18 protein-coding genes are annotated in these 20660 nt (G+C 47.1%); 6 read left to right on the top strand and 12 right to left on the bottom strand.

Annotation, left to right across the window (positions count from 1 at the left end; genetic code table 11):
• The first annotated feature begins 3 nt into the window (after positions 1–3).
• Genes M4J38_RS00700 through M4J38_RS00680 form a run of 5 tightly spaced genes read left to right on the top strand, consistent with a single transcriptional unit; the run spans position 4 to position 5963 of the window.
• Positions 4–1587 (top strand): RagB/SusD family nutrient uptake outer membrane protein, encoded by a 1584-nt coding sequence (locus M4J38_RS00700; RefSeq protein WP_251757606.1) that lies wholly within the window; start codon positions 4–6, stop codon positions 1585–1587.
• Positions 1588–1602: 15 nt separating this feature from the next.
• On the top strand, positions 1603–2526 hold the full coding sequence (locus M4J38_RS00695; protein ID WP_251757605.1) for a hypothetical protein: 924 nt from the start codon (positions 1603–1605) through the stop codon (positions 2524–2526).
• Between the two features lie 58 nt (positions 2527–2584).
• A complete protein-coding gene (locus M4J38_RS00690) occupies positions 2585–3952 on the top strand; it encodes a TlpA disulfide reductase family protein (RefSeq protein WP_251757604.1) in 1368 nt (455 codons plus the stop codon).
• Between the two features lie 2 nt (positions 3953–3954).
• Positions 3955–5043 (top strand): thioredoxin family protein, encoded by a 1089-nt coding sequence (locus M4J38_RS00685; RefSeq protein ID WP_251757603.1) that lies wholly within the window; start codon positions 3955–3957, stop codon positions 5041–5043.
• A gap of 32 nt (positions 5044–5075) precedes the next feature.
• Positions 5076–5963, top strand: coding sequence for a serine protease (locus tag M4J38_RS00680; RefSeq protein ID WP_251757602.1), 888 nt, complete (start codon positions 5076–5078; stop codon positions 5961–5963).
• Between the two features lie 108 nt (positions 5964–6071).
• Here M4J38_RS00680 and M4J38_RS00675 read toward each other — a convergent pair whose 3' ends face one another.
• Entirely contained in the window at positions 6072–6614 is a 543-nt protein-coding gene (locus M4J38_RS00675; protein WP_251757601.1) for a hypothetical protein, read from the bottom strand.
• A gap of 180 nt (positions 6615–6794) precedes the next feature.
• Between M4J38_RS00675 and M4J38_RS00670 the strand changes: the two genes are divergently transcribed.
• Positions 6795–7685: a winged helix-turn-helix domain-containing protein gene (locus tag M4J38_RS00670; protein WP_251757600.1), complete on the top strand. Its 891-nt coding sequence runs from the start codon at positions 6795–6797 to the stop codon at positions 7683–7685.
• A 4-nt stretch (positions 7686–7689) separates the two neighbouring features.
• Here the strand turns inward: M4J38_RS00670 and M4J38_RS00665 are convergent, their stop codons facing one another.
• The 11 genes from M4J38_RS00665 to M4J38_RS00615 form a co-directional block, all read right to left on the bottom strand.
• Positions 7690–8052 (bottom strand): DUF2200 domain-containing protein, encoded by a 363-nt coding sequence (locus M4J38_RS00665; protein WP_251757599.1) that lies wholly within the window; start codon positions 8050–8052, stop codon positions 7690–7692.
• Between the two features lie 59 nt (positions 8053–8111).
• Complete coding sequence (locus M4J38_RS00660) at positions 8112–10250, bottom strand: UvrD-helicase domain-containing protein (RefSeq protein WP_251757598.1); 2139 nt, start codon at positions 10248–10250, stop codon at positions 8112–8114.
• A gap of 113 nt (positions 10251–10363) precedes the next feature.
• Complete coding sequence (locus M4J38_RS00655; protein WP_251757597.1) at positions 10364–12241, bottom strand: gliding motility-associated C-terminal domain-containing protein; 1878 nt, start codon at positions 12239–12241, stop codon at positions 10364–10366.
• A gap of 156 nt (positions 12242–12397) precedes the next feature.
• Positions 12398–12952 (bottom strand): molybdenum cofactor guanylyltransferase, encoded by a 555-nt coding sequence (locus tag M4J38_RS00650; RefSeq protein WP_251757596.1) that lies wholly within the window; start codon positions 12950–12952, stop codon positions 12398–12400.
• 1 nt (position 12953) lies between these two features.
• On the bottom strand, positions 12954–13235 hold the full coding sequence (locus tag M4J38_RS00645; protein ID WP_251757595.1) for a SelT/SelW/SelH family protein: 282 nt from the start codon (positions 13233–13235) through the stop codon (positions 12954–12956).
• An 11-nt stretch (positions 13236–13246) separates the two neighbouring features.
• Positions 13247–13720 (bottom strand): molybdenum cofactor biosynthesis protein MoaE, encoded by a 474-nt coding sequence (locus M4J38_RS00640; RefSeq protein ID WP_251757594.1) that lies wholly within the window; start codon positions 13718–13720, stop codon positions 13247–13249.
• Between the two features lie 12 nt (positions 13721–13732).
• Positions 13733–13966: a MoaD/ThiS family protein gene (locus tag M4J38_RS00635; protein ID WP_251757593.1), complete on the bottom strand. Its 234-nt coding sequence runs from the start codon at positions 13964–13966 to the stop codon at positions 13733–13735.
• Positions 13967–13975: 9 nt separating this feature from the next.
• Complete coding sequence (locus M4J38_RS00630) at positions 13976–14929, bottom strand: GTP 3',8-cyclase MoaA (RefSeq protein ID WP_251757592.1); 954 nt, start codon at positions 14927–14929, stop codon at positions 13976–13978.
• Positions 14929–15663, bottom strand: coding sequence for a sulfite exporter TauE/SafE family protein (locus M4J38_RS00625; protein WP_251757591.1), 735 nt, complete (start codon positions 15661–15663; stop codon positions 14929–14931). The genes M4J38_RS00630 and M4J38_RS00625 overlap by 1 nt, the downstream gene beginning before the upstream one ends.
• Positions 15660–17138, bottom strand: a complete 1479-nt coding sequence (locus tag M4J38_RS00620; RefSeq protein ID WP_251757590.1) for a rubredoxin — start codon at positions 17136–17138, stop codon at positions 15660–15662. Before M4J38_RS00620 ends, M4J38_RS00625 begins: the two co-directional genes overlap by 4 nt.
• Positions 17138–20644 (bottom strand): nitrate reductase, encoded by a 3507-nt coding sequence (locus tag M4J38_RS00615; RefSeq protein WP_251757589.1) that lies wholly within the window; start codon positions 20642–20644, stop codon positions 17138–17140. Before M4J38_RS00615 ends, M4J38_RS00620 begins: the two co-directional genes overlap by 1 nt.
• Between the last annotated feature and the right edge of the window lie 16 nt (positions 20645–20660).

The raw sequence follows: 20660 nt of genomic DNA, 5'->3' as shown, positions 1-20660 counted from the left end.
CAAATGAAACATATAGGTATCCTTTTACTGCTCGCTTTTTCTCTGGGCTCCTGCAGTAAGTTCCTGGAAGAATATTCACGTGACCAGAAATACGTTCAAACACCCGAGGACCTCAACAAACTGATGGTTGGAGAGGCGTTCATCATTAATATCGGGCTTTCTATCTATAGCCAGGCTACCATGGGCACGCTAACTTCAGAGGCTGGCATCGTGGCCCCCTGGCTCCATGTAATGGATGACGACAATGAGGTTTTTGTGTCGGATTTTGTTGCAACCGACCAACTCACCCCGCTTTACATGCTCTCGGGGTTCCACTACTGGAAACAAAACCCTACGATGGACATCCGTGAACTGACATGGGAAGATATCCTCTGGAGAAAGTTGTATAAGCACATCGGCGCACTGAACGCGATCATTTTCCAGGCTGATGAAATGGCTTTGAATAATCCGGGGAACATTGAAAACCTGAATCGGATCAGGGGAGAAGCGCTTTTCATGAGAGCCTACTATTATTTTTACCTGCAGAACATTTATGGAAGTCCATACCGCAAAAGTACTGCGGCCAACGATGAAGGTATTCCACTTAAAGTTTCAGAAAAAGTAGAGGACATCTACTTCAAGAGAGACAACAACGAAGCCGTTTACCAACAGATCACCAGCGACCTGGAAAAAGCGGCGCAATACCTCGAAAACTACAACCCCACTACCAAACTACGCATAGGCATCGCCGCGGTACGGTTATTCCAGACAAGAGTATACCTCTACACCGAGCAATACGATAAAGTACTGGAAGTATCCCAACCGCTTCAGACGATGGGGTACGAACTGGTGGACCTGAACCAATACACTACCGGCACCAGCTTCACTTACCGCGGATCGCCGGAAACCATTTTCACCATGGGTACCAACGTGATTCCCACCGTATTCATGAACGATTCTTTGTCGGCGTGGAGCGGTAACGACAACAGGGTATCCGCCTTCAAAGCTTCAGACAACTTAATGAACACCTTCGACGAGGACGATCTGCGCAGGAAAGCGTTTTTTGAACGGGCCGCCAAAAGCAAGGCATGGATTCCCGCCAAATACCGCACCTGGAGAACCTTCAACGATGTAAACCAGCAATCTTGTATTTTCTCCCTGCGCTACACGGAAGCCATCCTGAACCGCGCGGAAGCCATGGCCATGATGGGCGCCGACAATGAAGCCAGAACAGAACTGCAAAAACTGCGGGCCAAAAGGTTCCAGAACGCCACCATCGATCAGATACCGCAGTCCAACACGGAACTCGTCAATTTCATACGGGAAGAACGCCGCAGGGAACTTTGTTTTGAAGGACACAGGTGGTTCGACCTGAGGCGCTATTCGACTAATACGAAGTACCCTTTACCGGCCGACTTCACCATTACGCACCCGGTATATACCTACGACGCGCCTTCGAATACACATACCCGCACGGGAAATTATGTGCTCAGGTCGCTTTCGCAGGATGCCGCCGGATGGCAGGTGCCCATTCCCAACTATGCCATTGAATTCAACCGGGGCGCGTTAACCAACCCTATCCGTCCCGTTCGTTCCATTCAACCATAACCTAACAGGATTAACATGAAACTGAAATTATATATAGGCGCCATCGCACTGCTCACCATTGGTGGCTCATGCTCAAAAGAAAAAGTTGCCACGTTTACCGATTACGACAAAAACTGGCTGGTGGTGAATGACAACCCCAGTGATGCCGCCACGCACGCGACCTTTCTTTTCTATCAGGAAACCGGTATTCCCGTTTATTTTAACGACACTATCGGTTCCCAGCAACGCGTTGACCGGTTCGGGAAAGAATATACCTACTATGAAGTATTGTCGCTTGTTTATGCGCTTGGAGGGCTCCCATCGGGAGCGCCTCCCCAGGTGCAGGCCTTCAGCTATTGCAACAAAAATGATGTTGCCCCGGCGCTGGAGTTCCTGAAAACGGATATCCTTTCCGTATTGCCCAATACTATTCATGTACCGAGTATCCTGCTGCTGGAAACCCTGAACAGCAACGCCTTCGGCACGTATGCTTTCAAAGGATTCAACACCATCGCCATCGGACAGGTTTCCAAAATTCCCACCATGGACGAGGCTACCAGAGCGAAATACAAAGGCGCGATTTTAAGGGCGATGCTGACCAATGCCGTACTCAACGACAAGTATAAACTGATCCTGGAAAAATTCTATGCCGCATCCAGGAAATTCGTTCCATCGCGCGACGCGTATAACCTGTACATCTACCAACTTGCAACTTCTGTAACGGGGCTGCCACCCGGCACAACCGCCACGCTACAGGCCATTGGATTCTTAGGCACTGACCCCAGGAACCCATACTATTCACCGATTTCCACCTGGATGGACGTGTGCATGTACCTGGAAGCGGCGCTGGGCAGTACGGAGCAACAGTTTACACAGCAGTATGGCACCTATCCCAACATCATGATCAAATACGGTCTGATCAAACAGATCGTGGAAGACATCGGCATTCCTATTAAATAACGATCAAATAAAAAAACATTAGTCATCCGGGCAGCGGTCCGGTAACATTTAAAATTCCATGATGAAAAAAACGTTTCTATTTATCCTGGCGCTGGCCATTACAGCGCCGGTTTGGGCGCAGCATGCGGTAGTGAAAGGAACATTCAAAAAAGTCATCTCCAATGGCGTGAACATGCCTGTGATTTACTTTTTTAAAGGAGGGGCGGGACAGTCTGTAGTGCTTTCGGAAATTCCCCTCACAAAAAATGAGTATGGTTTTAAAATAGAACTGTCGGGTAATGACCTGAACACCATGCGCTACATCGGGTTCGACGACGAACTGTATCCGCTGTACATGCATGCCGGAGAGGAATTGGAAATTGATGCAGCCAACGGACAGGCTGTTTACTCCGGAAAACTGAGCCCGGAAAACAATGTGTTTGCGCAATGGTATAGCATGCTGGCCCCACTCCGTTATTTTGGGTATTCCAGGGAAGGCGCCATGCAGGCTGATGGCCGTTACCAGGTAACCCTTGATTCGCTCTTGAAACCTTCGGCAGATTTTATTCAGAAAATAAAAACAGGGAACAAGGATTTCGATGTTTTTACAAAGAACCTGCTTTCGTATGGCTTCAAATACGATGCGATGGCGCCGTTCCTGATGGCTTATGAACCATCCAAACGCAGCGATTACCCTACCTATGTAACCAACCTGTTCAATACTGAAAAGTTCACCGACGCTAATTTGTGGACGCTTCCCGGCGGGTTCAATTACATCCAGGCGCTCGCTTTCGCGAAGTATATCATTTACCAGTCTAAGATGGGCCTTGCCAACGAAATGATCATCCCCGAGATCGGGAACGAGAACATAAGGGCGGAGTTCATCATCAAAGTGGCCGAGCGTGGCGGATTCACCGACATCAACAAGTTTAACGAAAAAAACGCGCAGTACATGGTGACCGCCGACCAAAAGAAGAGAATGGCGGAAATCGTAAAACGTCAACGACTTAAAGTACCTGGTTCAGACTGGAGCGATTTCGCTTATCCGGACATGAAAGGGAAGTCGCACCACCTCTCCGATTACCTGGGAAAAGTGGTACTGGTTGATGTATGGGCCACCTGGTGCAAGCCCTGTATCGCCGAGCAACCCGCACTCAAAAAACTGGTGGAGGATTTCAAAGGGAAAGACGTGGTGGTCATGAGTGTGTCGATTGATACCGAAAAAGACAAGTGGGAAAAAATGGTGGAAGAAAACCAGCTTTCAGGCCTGCAACTCTATTCCAACAATGCAGGTCCGCTGCTGAAAGATTACGAAATCATTGCGGTACCCAGGTTCATCCTGTTCGATAAAAAAGGAAAAGTGGTTCAGTTTGACGCGATGCGTCCTTCTGATCCCAAACTGAAAGCACTGATCGAAGCCCAATTGGAGAAGAAAGAAAATATTTAACCATGAAAAGATTTTTTGTTTGCGCGCTCCTATTCATTGGCGCTTTTTTAAGCACCGGTAACGCACAGGGCGTCAACTTTGAAAAGCTCAGTTTAAAAGAGGCCATTTCAAAAGCCAAGGACCCAACGAATCCCAGGTTGGTATTTGTGGATTGTTATACCAGTTGGTGCGTGCCCTGCCTGGAGATGGCAAAAAACGAGTTCCCGAAGAAGATAGCCGGAGACTTCTTCAACCCGAAATTCGTATCCGTAAAATATGATATGGAAAAAGGGGAAGGCATTGACATTAAAAAGAAGTACAATGTTGACGTATACCCCACCTTCCTCATCCTGAACGAAAAAGGAGAAGAAGTGAACAGACTTGTGGGCAAGTCGGGAGCCGAAGAGTTCATTGAGAAAGTAACCAAAGCGCTTGATCCCAAGAACTCGCTGGCGGGCCTGAAAGCTACTTATGAAGAGAAAAGAGACATGCTTAGTGGCCTGCCATACGCCAAAGCACTTCTGGAAAACAACCAGGACCCGACTCCATTGCTGGAAGAACTGTACGACAACGGCCAGGATTTCGAACGCTTCAGCAGGGATTTCACCAGTTTCGCGATGAGCACGGTTAAATTCGGAAGTCCGTTCTTCAGAAAAATGATGCTGGAGAAATACCGAATGGACGAGGAATTAGGTACCCAGGTGGTGAACCAGATGATATTCGACAAAATCCGTAAGGATATGTACATCGTGGCGAATGAAAGAACAGCCCGATACAAGATATCTTACACACCCCAGGAAGTGGAAGACATTGCCTACACTATCGGGTTGCTCAAACTGGATCCATCAGACCCCGAGAGCCACATGTGCCGCGTGGCGCTGTACGTGGCCAAAAACGACCTGGATGGAATGATCAGCTACTACAGAAGGTATATCTGGAATCTCCCCAACAATACTGTTTATAAGCCCATCCTTGAAGGTATACTGATGAGCAATGTCGCGAAGGCAACGGCAGAACAGAAAGCTGGTATCAAAGACTATTTTGAATACGCCGCGAAAACCTTTGAAAAACAAGCGAACTATTATAAAAAACAGGCCGAAACAATAAAGTAAAGTGTGGCCGGTTCCACGCCATATATTTCAATATGATGATGTTTAGCAATAAGAAACCCTTTGTCCTGCTCTTTTTACAATTACTGCTGGTCACGGGATATGCCCAGGAATTTACGGACGACGCGAAAATTAACGCCGGGTTCCTGAAGTCGGTTGATTCGCTGCTTTCCCGCGTGAAGACCGTCACAATGGAGGATGCAAAAAAAGCGTTGGGCGCTCCTTCCCTTTCTGTGGCCGCTGGACTGGTGAAACCCTCCACAAAGCCAGTTCCGGCGAACATGTTGTACGAGAAGGCTAAAAAAGCGACCGTAATGGTGGGATGCATTTACCTGTGTCCGCGGTGTTCCAATACGCATATCAGTGAGTCTTCCGGATATGTTATTGACCCGAAAGGTATCGTGGTCACCAATTACCATGTGGCGGCCACTTACGCGAATATGTCAGGCGGCAACAAACCATTGGGTTTTACGGTACGGATGGAAGATGGAGCAACCTATGCGGTTCAATCGGTCCTCACCGCTTCCAAAAAAGATGACCTGGCCCTGCTGCAATTGGAAACGGGCGGAGCCGTATTGCCTGCGCTTGCCTTAGGGAAACCCGCGAAAACAGGAGATGAAATTTTCGTGTTGGGGCATCCGAAAGGCATGCACTACTTCTTTTCCAGGGGGCATGTGGTCAATAAGTATATGGAAGAAGTGAATGGAGATACCGGCAGTTTTTTCAGGGAAATGATGGCCATTTCGGCAGACTATGCCACAGGGTCAAGTGGCGGTCCCGTTATGGACGTGTACGGCAACATCGTGGGTACCGTTTCCAACACCCGCATGCTGTTGCACAGTGAAACAAACCAAAGTGTTCAGATGGTGGTTAAAAATACCGTACCGGTAGAATCTTTGCTGAAACTTGTACATAAGGAGTAGGCATTGTCAACTCTATCAGAACCTGAATGAAATGAGGGTGTATCTTTTTTGATACGCCCTCATTTTCGCTTTCAAAAGTGCTCTAATATTCTTTTCCGCAGCGCTTACTCAGCAGCCATCTTTGAGGGGCTCGCGTTTATAAATTATTTTATTGTTCTGCTCTATATAATCGCCCGAGATGATTGGAAAGGAATACTTGGGGGCGTAGGATACGTTATGACTTCTTATAATTATCTTGTCGTCAACTTTGAGGTTACGCAATGGCTGAAATTCAGCAAAATTTTCCGGCCGAAAATTGAGAATGTACTCCTCACCATCAATCCTGACCATCAATCCGAAACCCAATCGTGCGCCTGGCGGAAGCGCAAGAGAAGTTACGACAGCTTCCATACTGGTACCACTGTTGATATATTTCTTTATTTTAGCGGCGCAGGCAAGCACTTTCTCTCCCTGGGGAGACGCTTCCCATTCTTTGAACTTGATTCCCGCCGGAGTAGCCAGCCATTCTTTCATCGCTGCATTCTTTTCAGCAGCAGTGAGTGGCTTCGGCGTTAATTGTTCAGAAGATTCATTTTTGATCTGGCGATTGCCGAATACGATCCCGCTTACCACAACCAGTGGTAAGATCAGCGCATAAATAGCTTTTTTCATTTTTTTGAAGGTTTGATGAACATAAAATCTATCTTTCGATAAACCGGATTCTTTTCAGAGATTTGTTTAATTGTCGAATCCCTTTATCGTTGGTGTTATAAAAATAGGCAGATATGTTCCGGCCATTATTAGCCGTTTTGTAAATAATAGTGTAAACTTTGTAAATAACGCATTGACATCATGCATGTTACAAGAAATCGCCTACCCATCAGGCAAAAGCTACGGGGCGGATGGTTACTGCTCTTGTTTATCGCCGGCATCTGCGTGGCTTTCAGCATGACCAGCAAAAATGAATTTGATTTCGCCAGAAGAGAGGTCCTGCTTCGCAGGATCGGACACGAAATACTCCTTCAGTCCGGCGACAGTACTTCAAGGCTGCTGCCCGTTAACAAGATCGCCGAAAATGAATACCAGATCAGTTTTGAGCAGGCATTTACCTTTAAGCCGGAATCCCTCGTGCAAATTACCAGGCAATGGCTCGCGAAAGCGCCCTACGCAGGTGACTATATTGTAAACGTGCTGACATGCGACAACGCCACTGTAACCTATGGCTACGCAATATCCAATGATAAAAAAGATGATATTATAGCCTGTACTGGCAGAGTACAGCCAAAAGCCTGCTACAAAATCAATATCCAATTCAGGCCAACGGGCATCAATACAACCAGGAACAGGTATATCCTGGGCGGACTGTCACTTTTGGCGTTTGCCGGTTTTATTTTCCTGAGAATCGGTAAATCCCAAAAAGTGCCCCCTGAAGTTCAGCCTTCCGGCACATTCAAACTAGGTGCAGTGTTGTTCGATCCGGCGCACCGGAAGCTGGTCATGGATGGAAAAACAATTGACCTGACCGTCACGGAAACCCGTGTTCTGCTCATTTTCGCATCTGCCCCCAACGAAATAATTGAGCGGAGCCGGCTTCAGAAAGAGATATGGGAAGACGCGGGTGTTATTGTGGGCCGCAGTCTTGATATGTTCATATCAAAACTGAGAAAAAAGCTGGAGTCAGATCCGGACATTAAAATAGTGGTTGTACGGGGTAAGGGCTATAAACTTGAGCTCAACGGGTAAGCGGTTATTGTCTTAATATTTTCTCCATTTTCTTACCTTTTGCCAATTCGTCCACTAATTTGTCCAGGTATCTAACATTTCTGGTGAGGGTGTTTTCAATTTCTTCGATTCTGTACCCACAGATTACACCCTTTATCAGTTGTGCGTTGGGATTTAGTTTTGCCCTGTCGAAAAAAACTTCAAAAGTCACTTTTTCATCAATCAGTTCCTGCAACTTTATTTTGTCGAATCCGGTTAACCAGGCGATGACCTGGTGCAGTTCTTCTATGGTTCTTCCTTTTGATTCCACTTTGGTAATGTAGTGCGGATAAACGGAAGCAAAAGTTATTTTAGCGATGCGCTCGTTGTGTTTTTCGTTTTCTTTCATTTTATGGCTGAATGAATTAGCGTTTTAAGGTAAGACAATCGTATAAAAGTATTTATCCATTACACCAGATTTTTCCCGCAGGTAGGGCAAAACCTGTAAAACGCCTTGATCTCCGTGCCGCATTGGGTACAAACGGGCACTGGCTCAATTATATTTTTAAACTCGGTTTTGTTGATGGCGTAAAACTCTTTGGGTATGTCATCAATGAATCGGGACTCGCTTCCTAATTCAGTAATCAGGTATAATTCGTCTTTCGCACTGGTGAGCGCCACATAAAATAATCTTCGTTCTTCCTCCATCATCATATCAATCTTCACATCTTTAATCACCCGGAAAACAGCATCGTCGAGCCATATATCCGGAAATCCGCCTGAACCATCTGTCAAGCCCACAATGAACACGGCTTTCGCTTCCAATCCTTTTGAAGCATGGATGGTTTTTGCCGTTACTTTTAAGCCGGAGGCTCTAAGGGCGCCCTTATAAGGTTGAAACATTTTACTGCGCCGGTAAAGTACCAGGATATCTTCAGCGCCAAAGCCCTCCTTGTACAATGCTCTTACCTTCTCCAGCATATACCCTACTCCATCCTGCTGTATTTCTTTGGCTCTGTAAATTTGAATTTTACTGGGCGTTTGTTTGTGCGCGATGATGTTCTTATCCACCTGGAACCTGTTCTTTCTGATCACTTCCGTGCTGGCGCCAACAATGGTTTGCGTACTTCTGTAATTCACATCCAGCTTGATCACTCTAGATGGTTCAAAATGTTTCTCAAAGTTTACAATGTAATCCACTTCCGATCCCCGGAAACCATATATGCTTTGCCAGTCGTCTCCTACGCAGAAGAGTTGCGTATCCGGCGTCAACAGTAGTTCCAATAAACGGACTTGTAAATTATTTACGTCCTGAAACTCATCTACCAGAATGAATTTAAACTGATCATGATACTTTTTCCGGATTTCTTCATTTGATTTCAACAGGTGAATCGCCTGAATAATCAGGTCATCAAAATCGAGGTAAGACTTATTAACGCAGTAAGTGTTATACGCCTTGATTACCGGAACGGCCAGTTCGTAAAATACCCGAACCCGTTCGTGCTGGTGCGATAAAGCTTTATCCAGCAGGTCATCGGGAGCAATATCATTCCCTTTCACCATTGACTGAACCCGGCTGATCATGGTAAGAAACTCCCTGATCTTATCGCCATAACACCTGAATTCCTCCTCATAATTCAAAGATGCCGTCAAAGCTATTTTTTCAGAAACCCTACCCATGATAATCCTTTCCAGTGCAAGGTTAAAAAGCGTGGAGTCCTGCGCCATTGATTCAAAGGTCTTTGCGCAATACCTTCCGGCACGTTGAAATTGTTCCTCTTTGTCTTTTGTACTGTAACTTTTATCACTCACATGTTCTATATACAGATCGGCTTGCGGAACGTAGAAGTCTGGCCTGAAATCGAAATCTTTAAAGTTCACAACCGGTTCATATTCGTATTTCAGGTTATGCCGGAACAGCCAGTCTGCAATATCCCTTTCTGATTTGGACCGTACCTTTTCTCCTTTCAGCGTGGTATAAGTAACCTGATGGTTGTAGGAACGGGCCGTGATCTGCTTATCGATATAGGACTTATCCACGTAAAAATCAAGGATATATCTTTTTAACCGAAGGAGGTAGGCGGGATCATGACAAAGTTCGAGGAGCATCTTGTGCATGATATCTCCTGATTTTTCCGGCGCGATCGTTTTATGGTCATCTTCTTTCAATTCTTCCGCCTGCTCATCTATCAATAACCTGAAGCGGTTATCGAACGCTACGCCGCCACTGCTTTTCAGCAACTGGTAACATAAAGAGTGAAAGGTTTTTACGGTAAGTTGCCCTAACCATGCCTTAGCTTTAATACGGCTGCGCCTTTCCTGTTCTTTCTCCTCCTTTGTTATGGATTTATTATTGATAAAATCCTCATAGCCTCCCTCTTTATCCCCGGCGATAATCAGCCGGTCCACCATTTCATTGGTCGCGTTCTTGGTGAAAGTAATCGCCAGAATATTAGAAGGCTTAGCGCTTTTCTCACTCAGGAGATAGAGTATCTTTTGCGTTAAGGTTTTTGTTTTACCGGAACCGGCGCCGGCCAGTACGAGTAACCTTTTGTCATCAGCCAGCACCGCTTCGCGCTGCTTTTCATTTAAATTTTTTAACAACATCAGACAACTTCATTTGGATGAGGTGTATACTCTAATTTAATGAGTATTTACGTCATTCATGAAATTGTTTGTTATCAATTATTACAATTACCCTGCCATATGCGGTTATTCTATCACCTGAGCAAAGCAACCGTGCCTTTAATGACTTCCCCTGTCTTATTATTTTTCAACAGATATACATATATCCCTGCATCCAGGCCTTTACCATTAAAGGTGTTATTATATTGCCTGTTACGATATACCTCGCCGCCCCATCTGTTAAAGACTGAAAGACTCCAGGATTGACCATCCGCAATACCTTTCACCACAAAAAAGTCATTTATCCCATCTCCATTGGGAGAAAACGCATTCGGCACTTTCAACTGAACAACAGGCAGCACCCTTAAGCTATTAGTTGTTGTGCCGCAATCATTCGTGCGTGTTACCGTAAACAACCCAGTATCCCGAATAATATAGGAAGGAATTGTGGCACCATCCTGCCAACGCACTAATGAGCCATCACCCGGGAGGTCTATCATTATATCACTTCCCTGGTGTAGGTAAAGCGTATCCTTATCAAAGGCAGGAGCTGGCTTATACCTGTATTGTACGACAATGGTATCCAATTTTACGCAGGTCTCCTTTTCATGTTTAACTGTGTACGTTCCAGCGGCTCCGATTGTAAAAGCGGGGCCCGCAACATTTTCATTCCATACAAAGTTTCCTCCAAAACCATCAAGGTTGTAAGTTAGTGTAGCGCCTTCACACAAGGTGGTGTCTGCGCCCAAATCTATCTTATAGTTGCAGGGAAGAAGAAAACTTTGCACAAAATTGGGCAATGCGTCCAGTACCATTCTCCCTTTTGTATTCCCTCCCAAATATTCAAAATCGCACAAGTCACCCGGCTGATCCGGCGCTTTTATTACGCTCAGAAAATCACCTGGATCTGTATTAAAGACGTGCTTACGGCCGGCAATATAGATCATACCATCTGGTGCCAGCTGCATTTTAGACATGGCAATATTTCTGTGAATGATCTTTTTAGAGGCATTCACCTCCGCATCAGTAAACGACGAAAGATCGAATTGGTAGAGATAGCTTTCTTTTAATGGGTCACCAGCAGTATTGCAACACATGTACATCCCGGTACCATCCGTCACATACAGAAATTTTCCTGAAGGAGAAAACTCAAGTCCGCCAGGACCAAAAGTCGCCGATAAGAATCCATTGATGGTCACTACCCTTGAAAACCCGGGCCTTCCTCCATTTGATGTCACTTCTTGAAAATCAAAAACTTCCACCCTACGCCCGGACACATCAGCGAAAGCGAGCCTTGAGCCATCAGGAGAAAATTTCATTTGCCCGGCCATAAAAAGTGTTCCTCCTGTAAATCCCGTGACATTGGCGGTACCTTCTCCATTTTCGGTTACAGAAAAGATCAAATAGTTGTGGCTATCTGAGGCGTGCAATACGAGCCAGTAATCTTTTTGATTAGACGCGAGACGGGCGGTCAGGCTCTTCACGTAATTGTGAAAATACCGTACCCTGTTCTTTACAATTACCGCTCCGTTCCCATTGTTTGCCGACATATCAATTTCAGCGCAGAAAAGTCCATCAGTAGCTCCGCTGGTGCCGCTTTCACTGGTCGTAACCTCATCAATGGTGAAAAGAAAATAATTGTTTTCGGAACCTGGTTTGGGGATAATGATAGCCGACTGAGCGCCATTGGATGTATAACAACGGATATCCGTTCCATTTTCCATTACTTCATTGTTGGCTCCCCATATATTACTTCCATCTGTATAAAACAACAATTTCCCGTTTTTGTCGGAAATACAGGCGCTGACGTTCGAGTTATTGGTTTTACCGTAAGTTACGGACTGAACAGGTGTATAATTGAAATCCAAACCTGCACCCCCGCCAAATAACCAGTTGTTGGCTTCCTTTTGCGCGAGAAGCGGTGATGTTACGATACAAAGCAAGAGAAAGATAAGGCTGCGCTTAAAAAACATGAACCCAAGATATATAAATTTTGCAAAGCAAATAAACTAAACAAATTATTATAATCTCCTTACTATGTGCAGATACATTCATGCCGGCTGATTCTTTGTTATTAAGTAATCTTAGATAAATAAATATGAATCAGTCATGCTCCTACTTCCGCAGGATCAATCGCGAACACTACCATTGAAATTTTCGAAGTGCTCTACAAAAGGAACCTTAATCTTTTTTGTACTTCCTGTATTTAGCAACCGTTGAAGACTAAAAATATCTTCTTTCAACCACTTCCTCATCCCCTCACTTGTATATACCGCACAAAAAGTCTGGAAAAAATTTCCATCATAAAAAGCATAAAACTCACCTGAGGCTTTTTCATATTCTTTTATAAGTAACCGCAATGTACTTTCCTTCACCTCCGGCATATCGCAAGCCAGCAACAAAATATCCTTATCAGGAAATGCATCATGCACACTTGCCAGGCCTTGCAAGGGGCCTTCATACTTCGTATGATCCAGGATTATTTTTGAAGGAGAAATATATTTTGAATACGCTTCTTCCTGCTCCTTTCTCATTGCATATACCGTTTCCAACCCCAGCGCTTCCGAAAGCCCTCCAACAACTTTAGCCTGAATGGTGCTCCTGACGGGTATCAGTCCCTTATCACGTCCCATACGCGTACTGAAACCACCACATAATACAGCCGCTAGTAATTCGGGTTTCATATCAGTTTTTTTTATCGCTATGCCCCAGGTCTTTTCCCGGTGCCACTACATCGCGCACCAGTTGTTTCAGTTCCTTGATCTCCAGGAATCCGCCCTGTTCTTTCCGGTCGAAAACTACCGAGTCGTTCACGAATATAGTATACCGCCCGTTGGTAGCCGAGGGACGTAACGTTACTTCACTTATCGCTCCATCGAATGTAGTCAGGAACTCCTGTGACATATACGCAGCGCGCAGCAACCAATGGCACTTCGGACAATATTCAATGGTAATCTTAGGCAACATGCGTAACGTTTTTAAGATGGTTCAAACTCATAAATATGTTTCCCGGGATCACCGGTCTCCGTAAAACAATTACAGTTTCCTCCCCATAACCCGGTACCATCGGAAAAATGCTCGTATTTCCAGATGGGCACTTCGTGCTTGATCCTGTCAATGATGTACCTGTTCGCCTCATAAGCCTCCCTTCGATGCGGACACGAAGTTACCACCACCACAGCGCACTCCATTACGCCTACCTTACCTGTACGGTGCTGGGCCAATGCCATGGTGAGTTTCCATTTCAACGTGGCTTTATCCAGTATTTCCGCGATCATTTTTTCCGCAAGCGCCGCATGCGCTTCAAACGCTAATGCCACCACTTCTTTTCCATGCGCCGAATTTCTCGTTTCACCGCTGAACAACACTACCGCACCGGCATGGGGGTGATGCGCCGCGTTAAAGAACGCGGTTACATCTATCGGTTCAGGTGAAATATGCTGGTACTGCATAACATTCATTTTTTATCCGCCACTGCTTGGAGGCAATACCGCCACAATATCATTTTTATCGAACACATACTCCTGCCCCACCAAATTTGCTCCTACCGCAAACCGGCAACTTTCCAGAATACCTGCTGAAGCAGGATTCATCGCGGCCAGGTGTTTTTTCAGTGCGGCAACACCAGGAATATCCGTCTCCACCCTGAACGTGGCGGGAAAATATTCCTTCAGTACCGCAAACACTTCAATTTCCATTGTCCTGTTTTATCCGCCAATAGACAGCATACTCAACGCGCTTCCCGTAAACCGAAGCGCTTGTTTCTGCCCCAGCGCTTTGATCAATTCTGTTTCCAGTTCGTTTTCATTCAACCCCACAATAGAAAACCCTTCATTGCTGCTCAGACAACCAAATATCTTTCCATCACTGCTTAGCCGGAGCCGGTTGCAATCTGAACAAAAAGGCGCAGACTCATTGGCGATGATGCCGAATTCCTGCCCCTCAGCCGTTTTCCAATAAGTTGCCGTGGCACTTTCTTTCCTGGGAAGCGCCATCAGAGGTCCGGTGGTGGAAATCCGTTCCAGTATTTCATAGGAACTGAAGAAGCGGTCGGCACCTTCCCTGAAAAGGTGTCCCATTTTCATCAATTCCAGGAACCTGAGCACGATTCCTGTCTCACGTGCATATTCCATTAAAGGAAGTATTTCGCTGTCGTTGATGCCTTTCATAATCACCGCGTTCAGCTTCAAAGGAATTCCGGCATCAAGCGCCGCATCAATACCTTCCAGCACACGACTGCACTGATCGCGGCCACTCATTTTCCGGAACACTTCCTCATCCAGCGCATCCAGCGATACGTTCAACTCATCCAAACCCGCCACGGCCAGTCTCCCAGCAAGTTGAGGTAAAAGAAATCCGTTCGTGGTCATCTTCACAGCGGGTACTCCCGCGCATTTCAATTCATAGACCAACTGTTCAATGCCTTCAAACAACAAAGGTTCACCGCCCGTCAACCTTACCGTACCAAAGTTGAGCTTTTTATGCAAGGCTAAAATCAGTTCTTTCACCGGAGCGGCACCGTTTTTACCCTGACTGCAACTTCGTTTATTCACGGGCTGCCCGTCTTCTTCCACACAATACACACAGGCAAAGTTGCACCGGTCGAGCAAACTTACCCGAAGTGTGGAAAAACTTCTGCCATATTGGTCCGTTATCTTCATCAGGCGAGGAATATTAATTTATAACACGCAAGCGCCAACACGAACGCAAGCAACCTTCTCACGAATTTCGTGGAAAATTTCCGGCTGCCCAACCAGCCTCCGATTAGTCCACCAGTTACGGCACCCAACATCCACCACCAGCCATGCACGGGCATTTCGTATTCGCTCCATTGTACAGCGCCCAGCCCCGCAACTGAATTACATACGATAAATGCCGCCGATACCGCAGCCGCCTCCTTCATTCCCGCCCATCCCAACAACAACAATACCGGCGTAAGAAATATTCCTCCGCCAATATTCAAAAATCCAGCGGCAAACCCGATGACTGCGCCTACCAGCAATGCGAGCGGAAAACTGAATGGCCGTTCCCGCTCCTGTTTCACCCGCACAATTTCCGCCAGCCGCAACACCGGATAGATCAACGCTATCCCCAGCGTCATCTTGTACAAGCGCGGCGGCACATTCACCATAGATCCCAGGAACGCGAATGGCACCGATGTGATGAGAAACGGCCAAAGCATTTTCCAGGAAAAATAACCGTTCGAGCGGTATTGCAGAAACGAAGACCCCGCAACCATGATGTTCATCAGCAAAACCAAAGGCTTGTACACCGGCATCGCAATACCACACAACGCGAACACCGCAATATAACCACTTGCACCCCCATGCCCAACGGCAGCGTATAAAAACGCTACGGTTCCCAGGAAAAAAACAATCAGCAACTCCGTGTTCATACGGTAAGTTCGCGCTCAAAATCCATTTCCACAAATTCGGTTTTCGATGTATCACAGGTTGGACAGCAATAATCTTCAGGAAGCGACGCGAACAACACACCCGGTGCTATACCCTGTTGTTCATCCCCATACACCTGATCGTATATGGTTTTGCAGTAAGGGCATTGGTGTACCATCTTAGATGACAATTCCGGGGTCTGCTCATTGGAAGCACCTTCGCGGTAAACATTGTGGTTGATCACATCTTCCCCATGCTGTAATTCATAATAATATTTACACAACGCTGAAAGATAGGTTCCCATCTCCTCCTTCCCCACCCTACTCCTGAACAACACCAGTTCACGGGTGTTGGGATTAAAATCTTTCGTGTAAAGAATATCAAATTTATCTGTTGCGCTCTTTGCCTTACCGGTCATTTCCTGTCGACGGATCACCACGGAACCCGTAAGTCCCGATTTAGGCTTGGTTTTAATGGCGAAGCACAATCCATAGGTCCGGAGATCTTCCTTATCAAAATGGTGCACCATCATTCTTTTGAGGATCAAACCTTCTTCGCTCCCATCTTCCACCATCCAGTTCAATTCGTTCGAGGCATGGCGCACGTTGATGCGGTGTTTTCCCAATACATAATCCCAACGGCGCCGGTCGGCAGGATTAATATTTTTAATGATGAGTGATTTCCAGGGTGTGATGCAGCACTGGGCCGAAAGCCCGGCCAGATCTTCCAGGAACCCAAGTGGAAACGTTTCGTTCCTTCTGTAAATACCCAGCCAGGTTTGCTGCCCGTACATATTAAACCCCTCATAATAAGGCAACCTGAAATCGGGCAACTGCAGCTCTTCACTGGCGAGTTGCGTAATAAATCTTTTGTGCTCCGACAACAAAGCCATAAGCATTTCCCCCTTCTGCTGCGCATCTTCCAGGAATGCGACTTCCGCTGTGGCGATCAGTTTTTCCAGAGCCTCACAAAGCAAAGGGATATCATAAGAATAGATCAGCACCGGCCACTGGTACAGCTGATTCGATTTGGGGAACCGCACCCGCAGGTACCAGTAATTGGGCAACGCCGACGTGATAAAATTGAGATGCCCCGTGAAAAAAGGAACAAAGCACTGATCCTTGTCCACCAGGTTTATTTTTAATTTCGGCCGGAAAGAGAATGCGTCCATAATATCTCGGTAGTCTCCTTCCCGCAGCCAGGCCGACTGATGGAACACATTTTCAGCAGCAAAGGAACTCACGATATTGGGATAGATTTCTTCATTTACTTCCGTGAACAGTTCTTGGCTTTGCAGTTGTTCGCAACATGCTTCCGTTTTGCCCACCGGCACTTTAAAAAATATTTGCTGGCGGGTACCGAAACGAAGCGCATCAGCACCCGCTTTGCGGGCAATGCGTATGATGTTCAGCAGGTCGCCAGCCGGTACCAGGCCACCGCGTTTATTAATTTTGATGGTATTGAACTTACGGGCCATTACACAAGTTTTAAGGTTTCCGGCAACGCCGTATTTTCCAGCATCTTGTCCAGTATCCGTTGTACCTGCGGCCTGCACGATCCGCAACCTGTGGCGGCCCCCGTGGTTTTACAGAGCGCAGGCATATCGGTACAGCCTTCGTTTATTTTCTGCTGAAGGTTGCCTTCTCCCACCTGGTGGCAACTACACACCAGTTTCCCCAGTACCGGCTCCGCCTTTTTACCACTACGCAACAACTGCATCCTCTTTTCACTCAGTTCTATCTTTCCGGCGATGAGTTCCTTGAATTCGAGCAGCTCCGTTTTATCCCCGATCAATATCGCGCCTACCAGTTTATCCTGGTGCACGATACATTTTTTGTAGTAGCGCCTGGTTCTGTCTATGAAAACGATCTCTTCATAAGCGGGATCATCCGGCGTTTCCGTGATGCCCATACTACACAGGTCGAAGCCTTGTATTTTGATGATGTTCATCGGTAAACTCCCTTCATACCTTGCCGAAACATCTCCATACAACCAGTTGGCGACAATGGCGGCCTGCTCTTCAGCGGCGGCGGTGATGCCATACATATTGCCTTTGAATTCAGCCACCTCGCCAATGGCGAAGATGTCCGGATCGCTGGTCTGTAACCTTTCGTTCACCACTACGCCTCTTCTGCAGTCCAGTCCGGCTTCACGGGCCAATTCGATATTGGGGGTGGTGCCGATAGCAAAAACCAAAGCATCGCAATCAAGTTGTTTTCCGCTCTTCAATCTTATGCCCGTGAGTTGTTCCTGTCCGAAGCAGGACTGCAACTCATCATTGAAATATACTTCACACCCATGCTCCACGATCACTTCTCCCAACAACGCGCTTCCCAACTCATCGAGTTGACGGTTCAGGAAACGGGATATCCGTTGTATCACCGAAACACGCAGGTTTATTTCACGGAGTGAGATCGCGAGTTCCAACCCAAGCAACCCGCCGCCGGCGATCACGACATGCGCGTTGGGAGGAAGGTGTTTTTTGAAATTATCGGCGTCGGCCCTGCTACGCATGGTGAAAATTCCGGGCAGCCTGGGAATCCTTGGCGGAATGGTGGCCCTGCTTCCGGTCGCGAAAATCAGTTGGTCCCAATGCGTTTTTTCACCCCTGCTGTCCAGTACATATTTTTCAGTTCTGTTGATTTCGGTTACCGTAACACCCTTTAACAAACGAATATCGGCCGCGGCTTCTTCGGCATCATTCATTTTAATCAGTTCCTCCCACTGTTGTGCGCCACTGATGTAATCGGGTAACATTACACGGTTATAAAAGGGGAAATCTTCTTTACTGAATACGATGATCTCATCTTCTTTATTTAATTCGCGGTATGCGCGTACAAACCCACAGGCTCCGGCGCCGGCACCCACCACCACGATCGTTTGCCGCGGCTTCCTGTATGGGGTCACTTCCACCGCGCAGAACTTGAAATCGGGTTCCTTTGAAATGGGATCTAGTTTCGGGCTGGTGATGTTGTTCGTCCGATGCAGGTCGCTGCCCAGTATTTTCCCCCAGTGCATGGGCAGAAAAACAACACCGGGTTTGATGGTATCGCTGAGTTGCAATTTTACGCGCACTTCTCCTCTTGCGGAGCGTACGGTCACCAGTTCGTTGTCGGAAAGCTTCAGTTTACGGGCATCAATGGGGTGCATCTCCAGGAACGCATGCCGGATATGCTGCTTCAATTTGTTCACCTTTCCCGTTTTAGACATCGTATGCCAATGGTCGCGCACGCGCCCCGTAGTCAGGATCAAAGGGAAATCCGGTGATATATTTTCGCTGGTGAAATCATCTGAAACGGGATGTAACACTGCTTTGCCGGTAGGCGTGTAAAACTTATGATCGGTGAAAAGACGGTTTCCTTCCTTGGGTTTTTCTCCCGCTTTCAATGGCCATGTTACGGAGCGGTGTTCCTGTAATAAACGGTAATCGATCCCCGTCATATTCACATTCGTGCCTTCGGTAAGCTGTGTATGTTCTTTAAATATGGCGCCATTGTCTTCGAAATCGAATCCCGGGTAGCCCATTTTTTGCGCGAACCGGCAAATGATCTCCGTATCCGGCATGGCTTCGCCGGGGGCGTCCACAATTTTTGGAAGATAAGTGATCCTTCTTTCGCTGTTGGTCATGGTACCTTCTTTTTCGGCCCACCCTGCCGCAGGCAGGATCACATCTGCAAAGGCGAGCGTTTCGGGTTTATTGCTGATCTCCTGCACCACCACGAACCTCGCTTTCTTCAATGCCGCTTCCGCTTTCCTGACATCGGGCAGACTCACCAACGGATTGGTGCAGATGATCCAGATCGCTTTCAACTTACCTGATTCCAATGCGTCGAACATTTCAGTGGCTGTTAAACCAGGTTTGGCTTGAATTTCCTTTCCGCCCCAAAACGCCTGTACTTGGGCGCGGTGCTTCGGGTCGGCGAGGTTACGGTGGGCAGGTAACATATTGGCCAGTCCGCCCACTTCGCGGCCGCCCATGGCGTTGGGTTGACCTGTAAGCGAAAAGGGGCCCGCACCGGGTTTACCGATCTGCCCCGTGACCAAATGAAGGTTGATCAGACTAAGGTTCTTGTTCACGCCTACGGAACTCTGGTTCAACCCCATCGTCCACATGGAGATGAAAGCTTTCGATCTGCCGATGTATTCGGCCGCGAGCCGGAGTTCATCCACTTCCAATCCGCATATTGCCGCGGACTCTTCCGTTGTTTTCTCAAAAACTTTTGCGCGGTAAGCGTCAAATCCTTCCGCATGAAGCGCCAGGAAAGCGGGGTCAATATCTCCGTTTTCGATCAGCAATCTTCCGATCGCGTGGTTCAGCACAATATCTGTTCCAGGATTGAGCTGAAGGTGCAGGTCCGCCAATGCCGCGGTATCTGTTTTGCGTGGATCGGCCACAATCATTTTTACGTGTGGATGAGCCATTTTATGCGCCTCCACTCTTCTCCACAAGATCGGGTGGCACCAGGCCGGGTTCGCGCCCGTAACATAAAAGCAATCGGCCAGTTCAATATCGTCGTAACAAACGGGAACGGCATCTTCTCCCAATGATAATTTATAAGCCGCCACCGCGGAACTCATGCATAAACGGGAGTTCGTATCAATATTATTCGTACCGATAAATCCCTTCACCAGTTTGTTGACCACATAATATTCCTCTGTAAGGCACTGACCTGAAACATAGAACCCAACAGAATCAGGACCATATTTCTCAACAAAAGTGCGGAATACAGCGGCCGTTCTTTCCAAAGCCGCGTCCCAGCTTACCTTTTGCAAGGGCATACTTTTATTATAGCGCATCTGCGGGAACAGCAACCTGTCGCTCCGGTCGTTCACCGTGTAATGCAGGTTCATTCCCTTGCTGCACAATTTACCCCTGTTCACGGGATGGGCCTCATCGCCTTCCAACAACAGTTGGCCATGATTGTCCAGCCGGAGTTTGACGCCGCAGCCCACCCCGCAGTAACAGCAGGTTGACTTAAACACGTTATGTGGTTGTTGC

This window comes from Parasegetibacter sp. NRK P23, from assembly GCF_023721715.1.
In the GTDB taxonomy this organism is placed as follows: Bacteria; Bacteroidota; Bacteroidia; order Chitinophagales; family Chitinophagaceae; genus Parasegetibacter.
The sequence above is the reverse complement of the archived record's forward strand: the minus strand, read 5'-3'. Positions and strand labels throughout refer to the sequence as shown.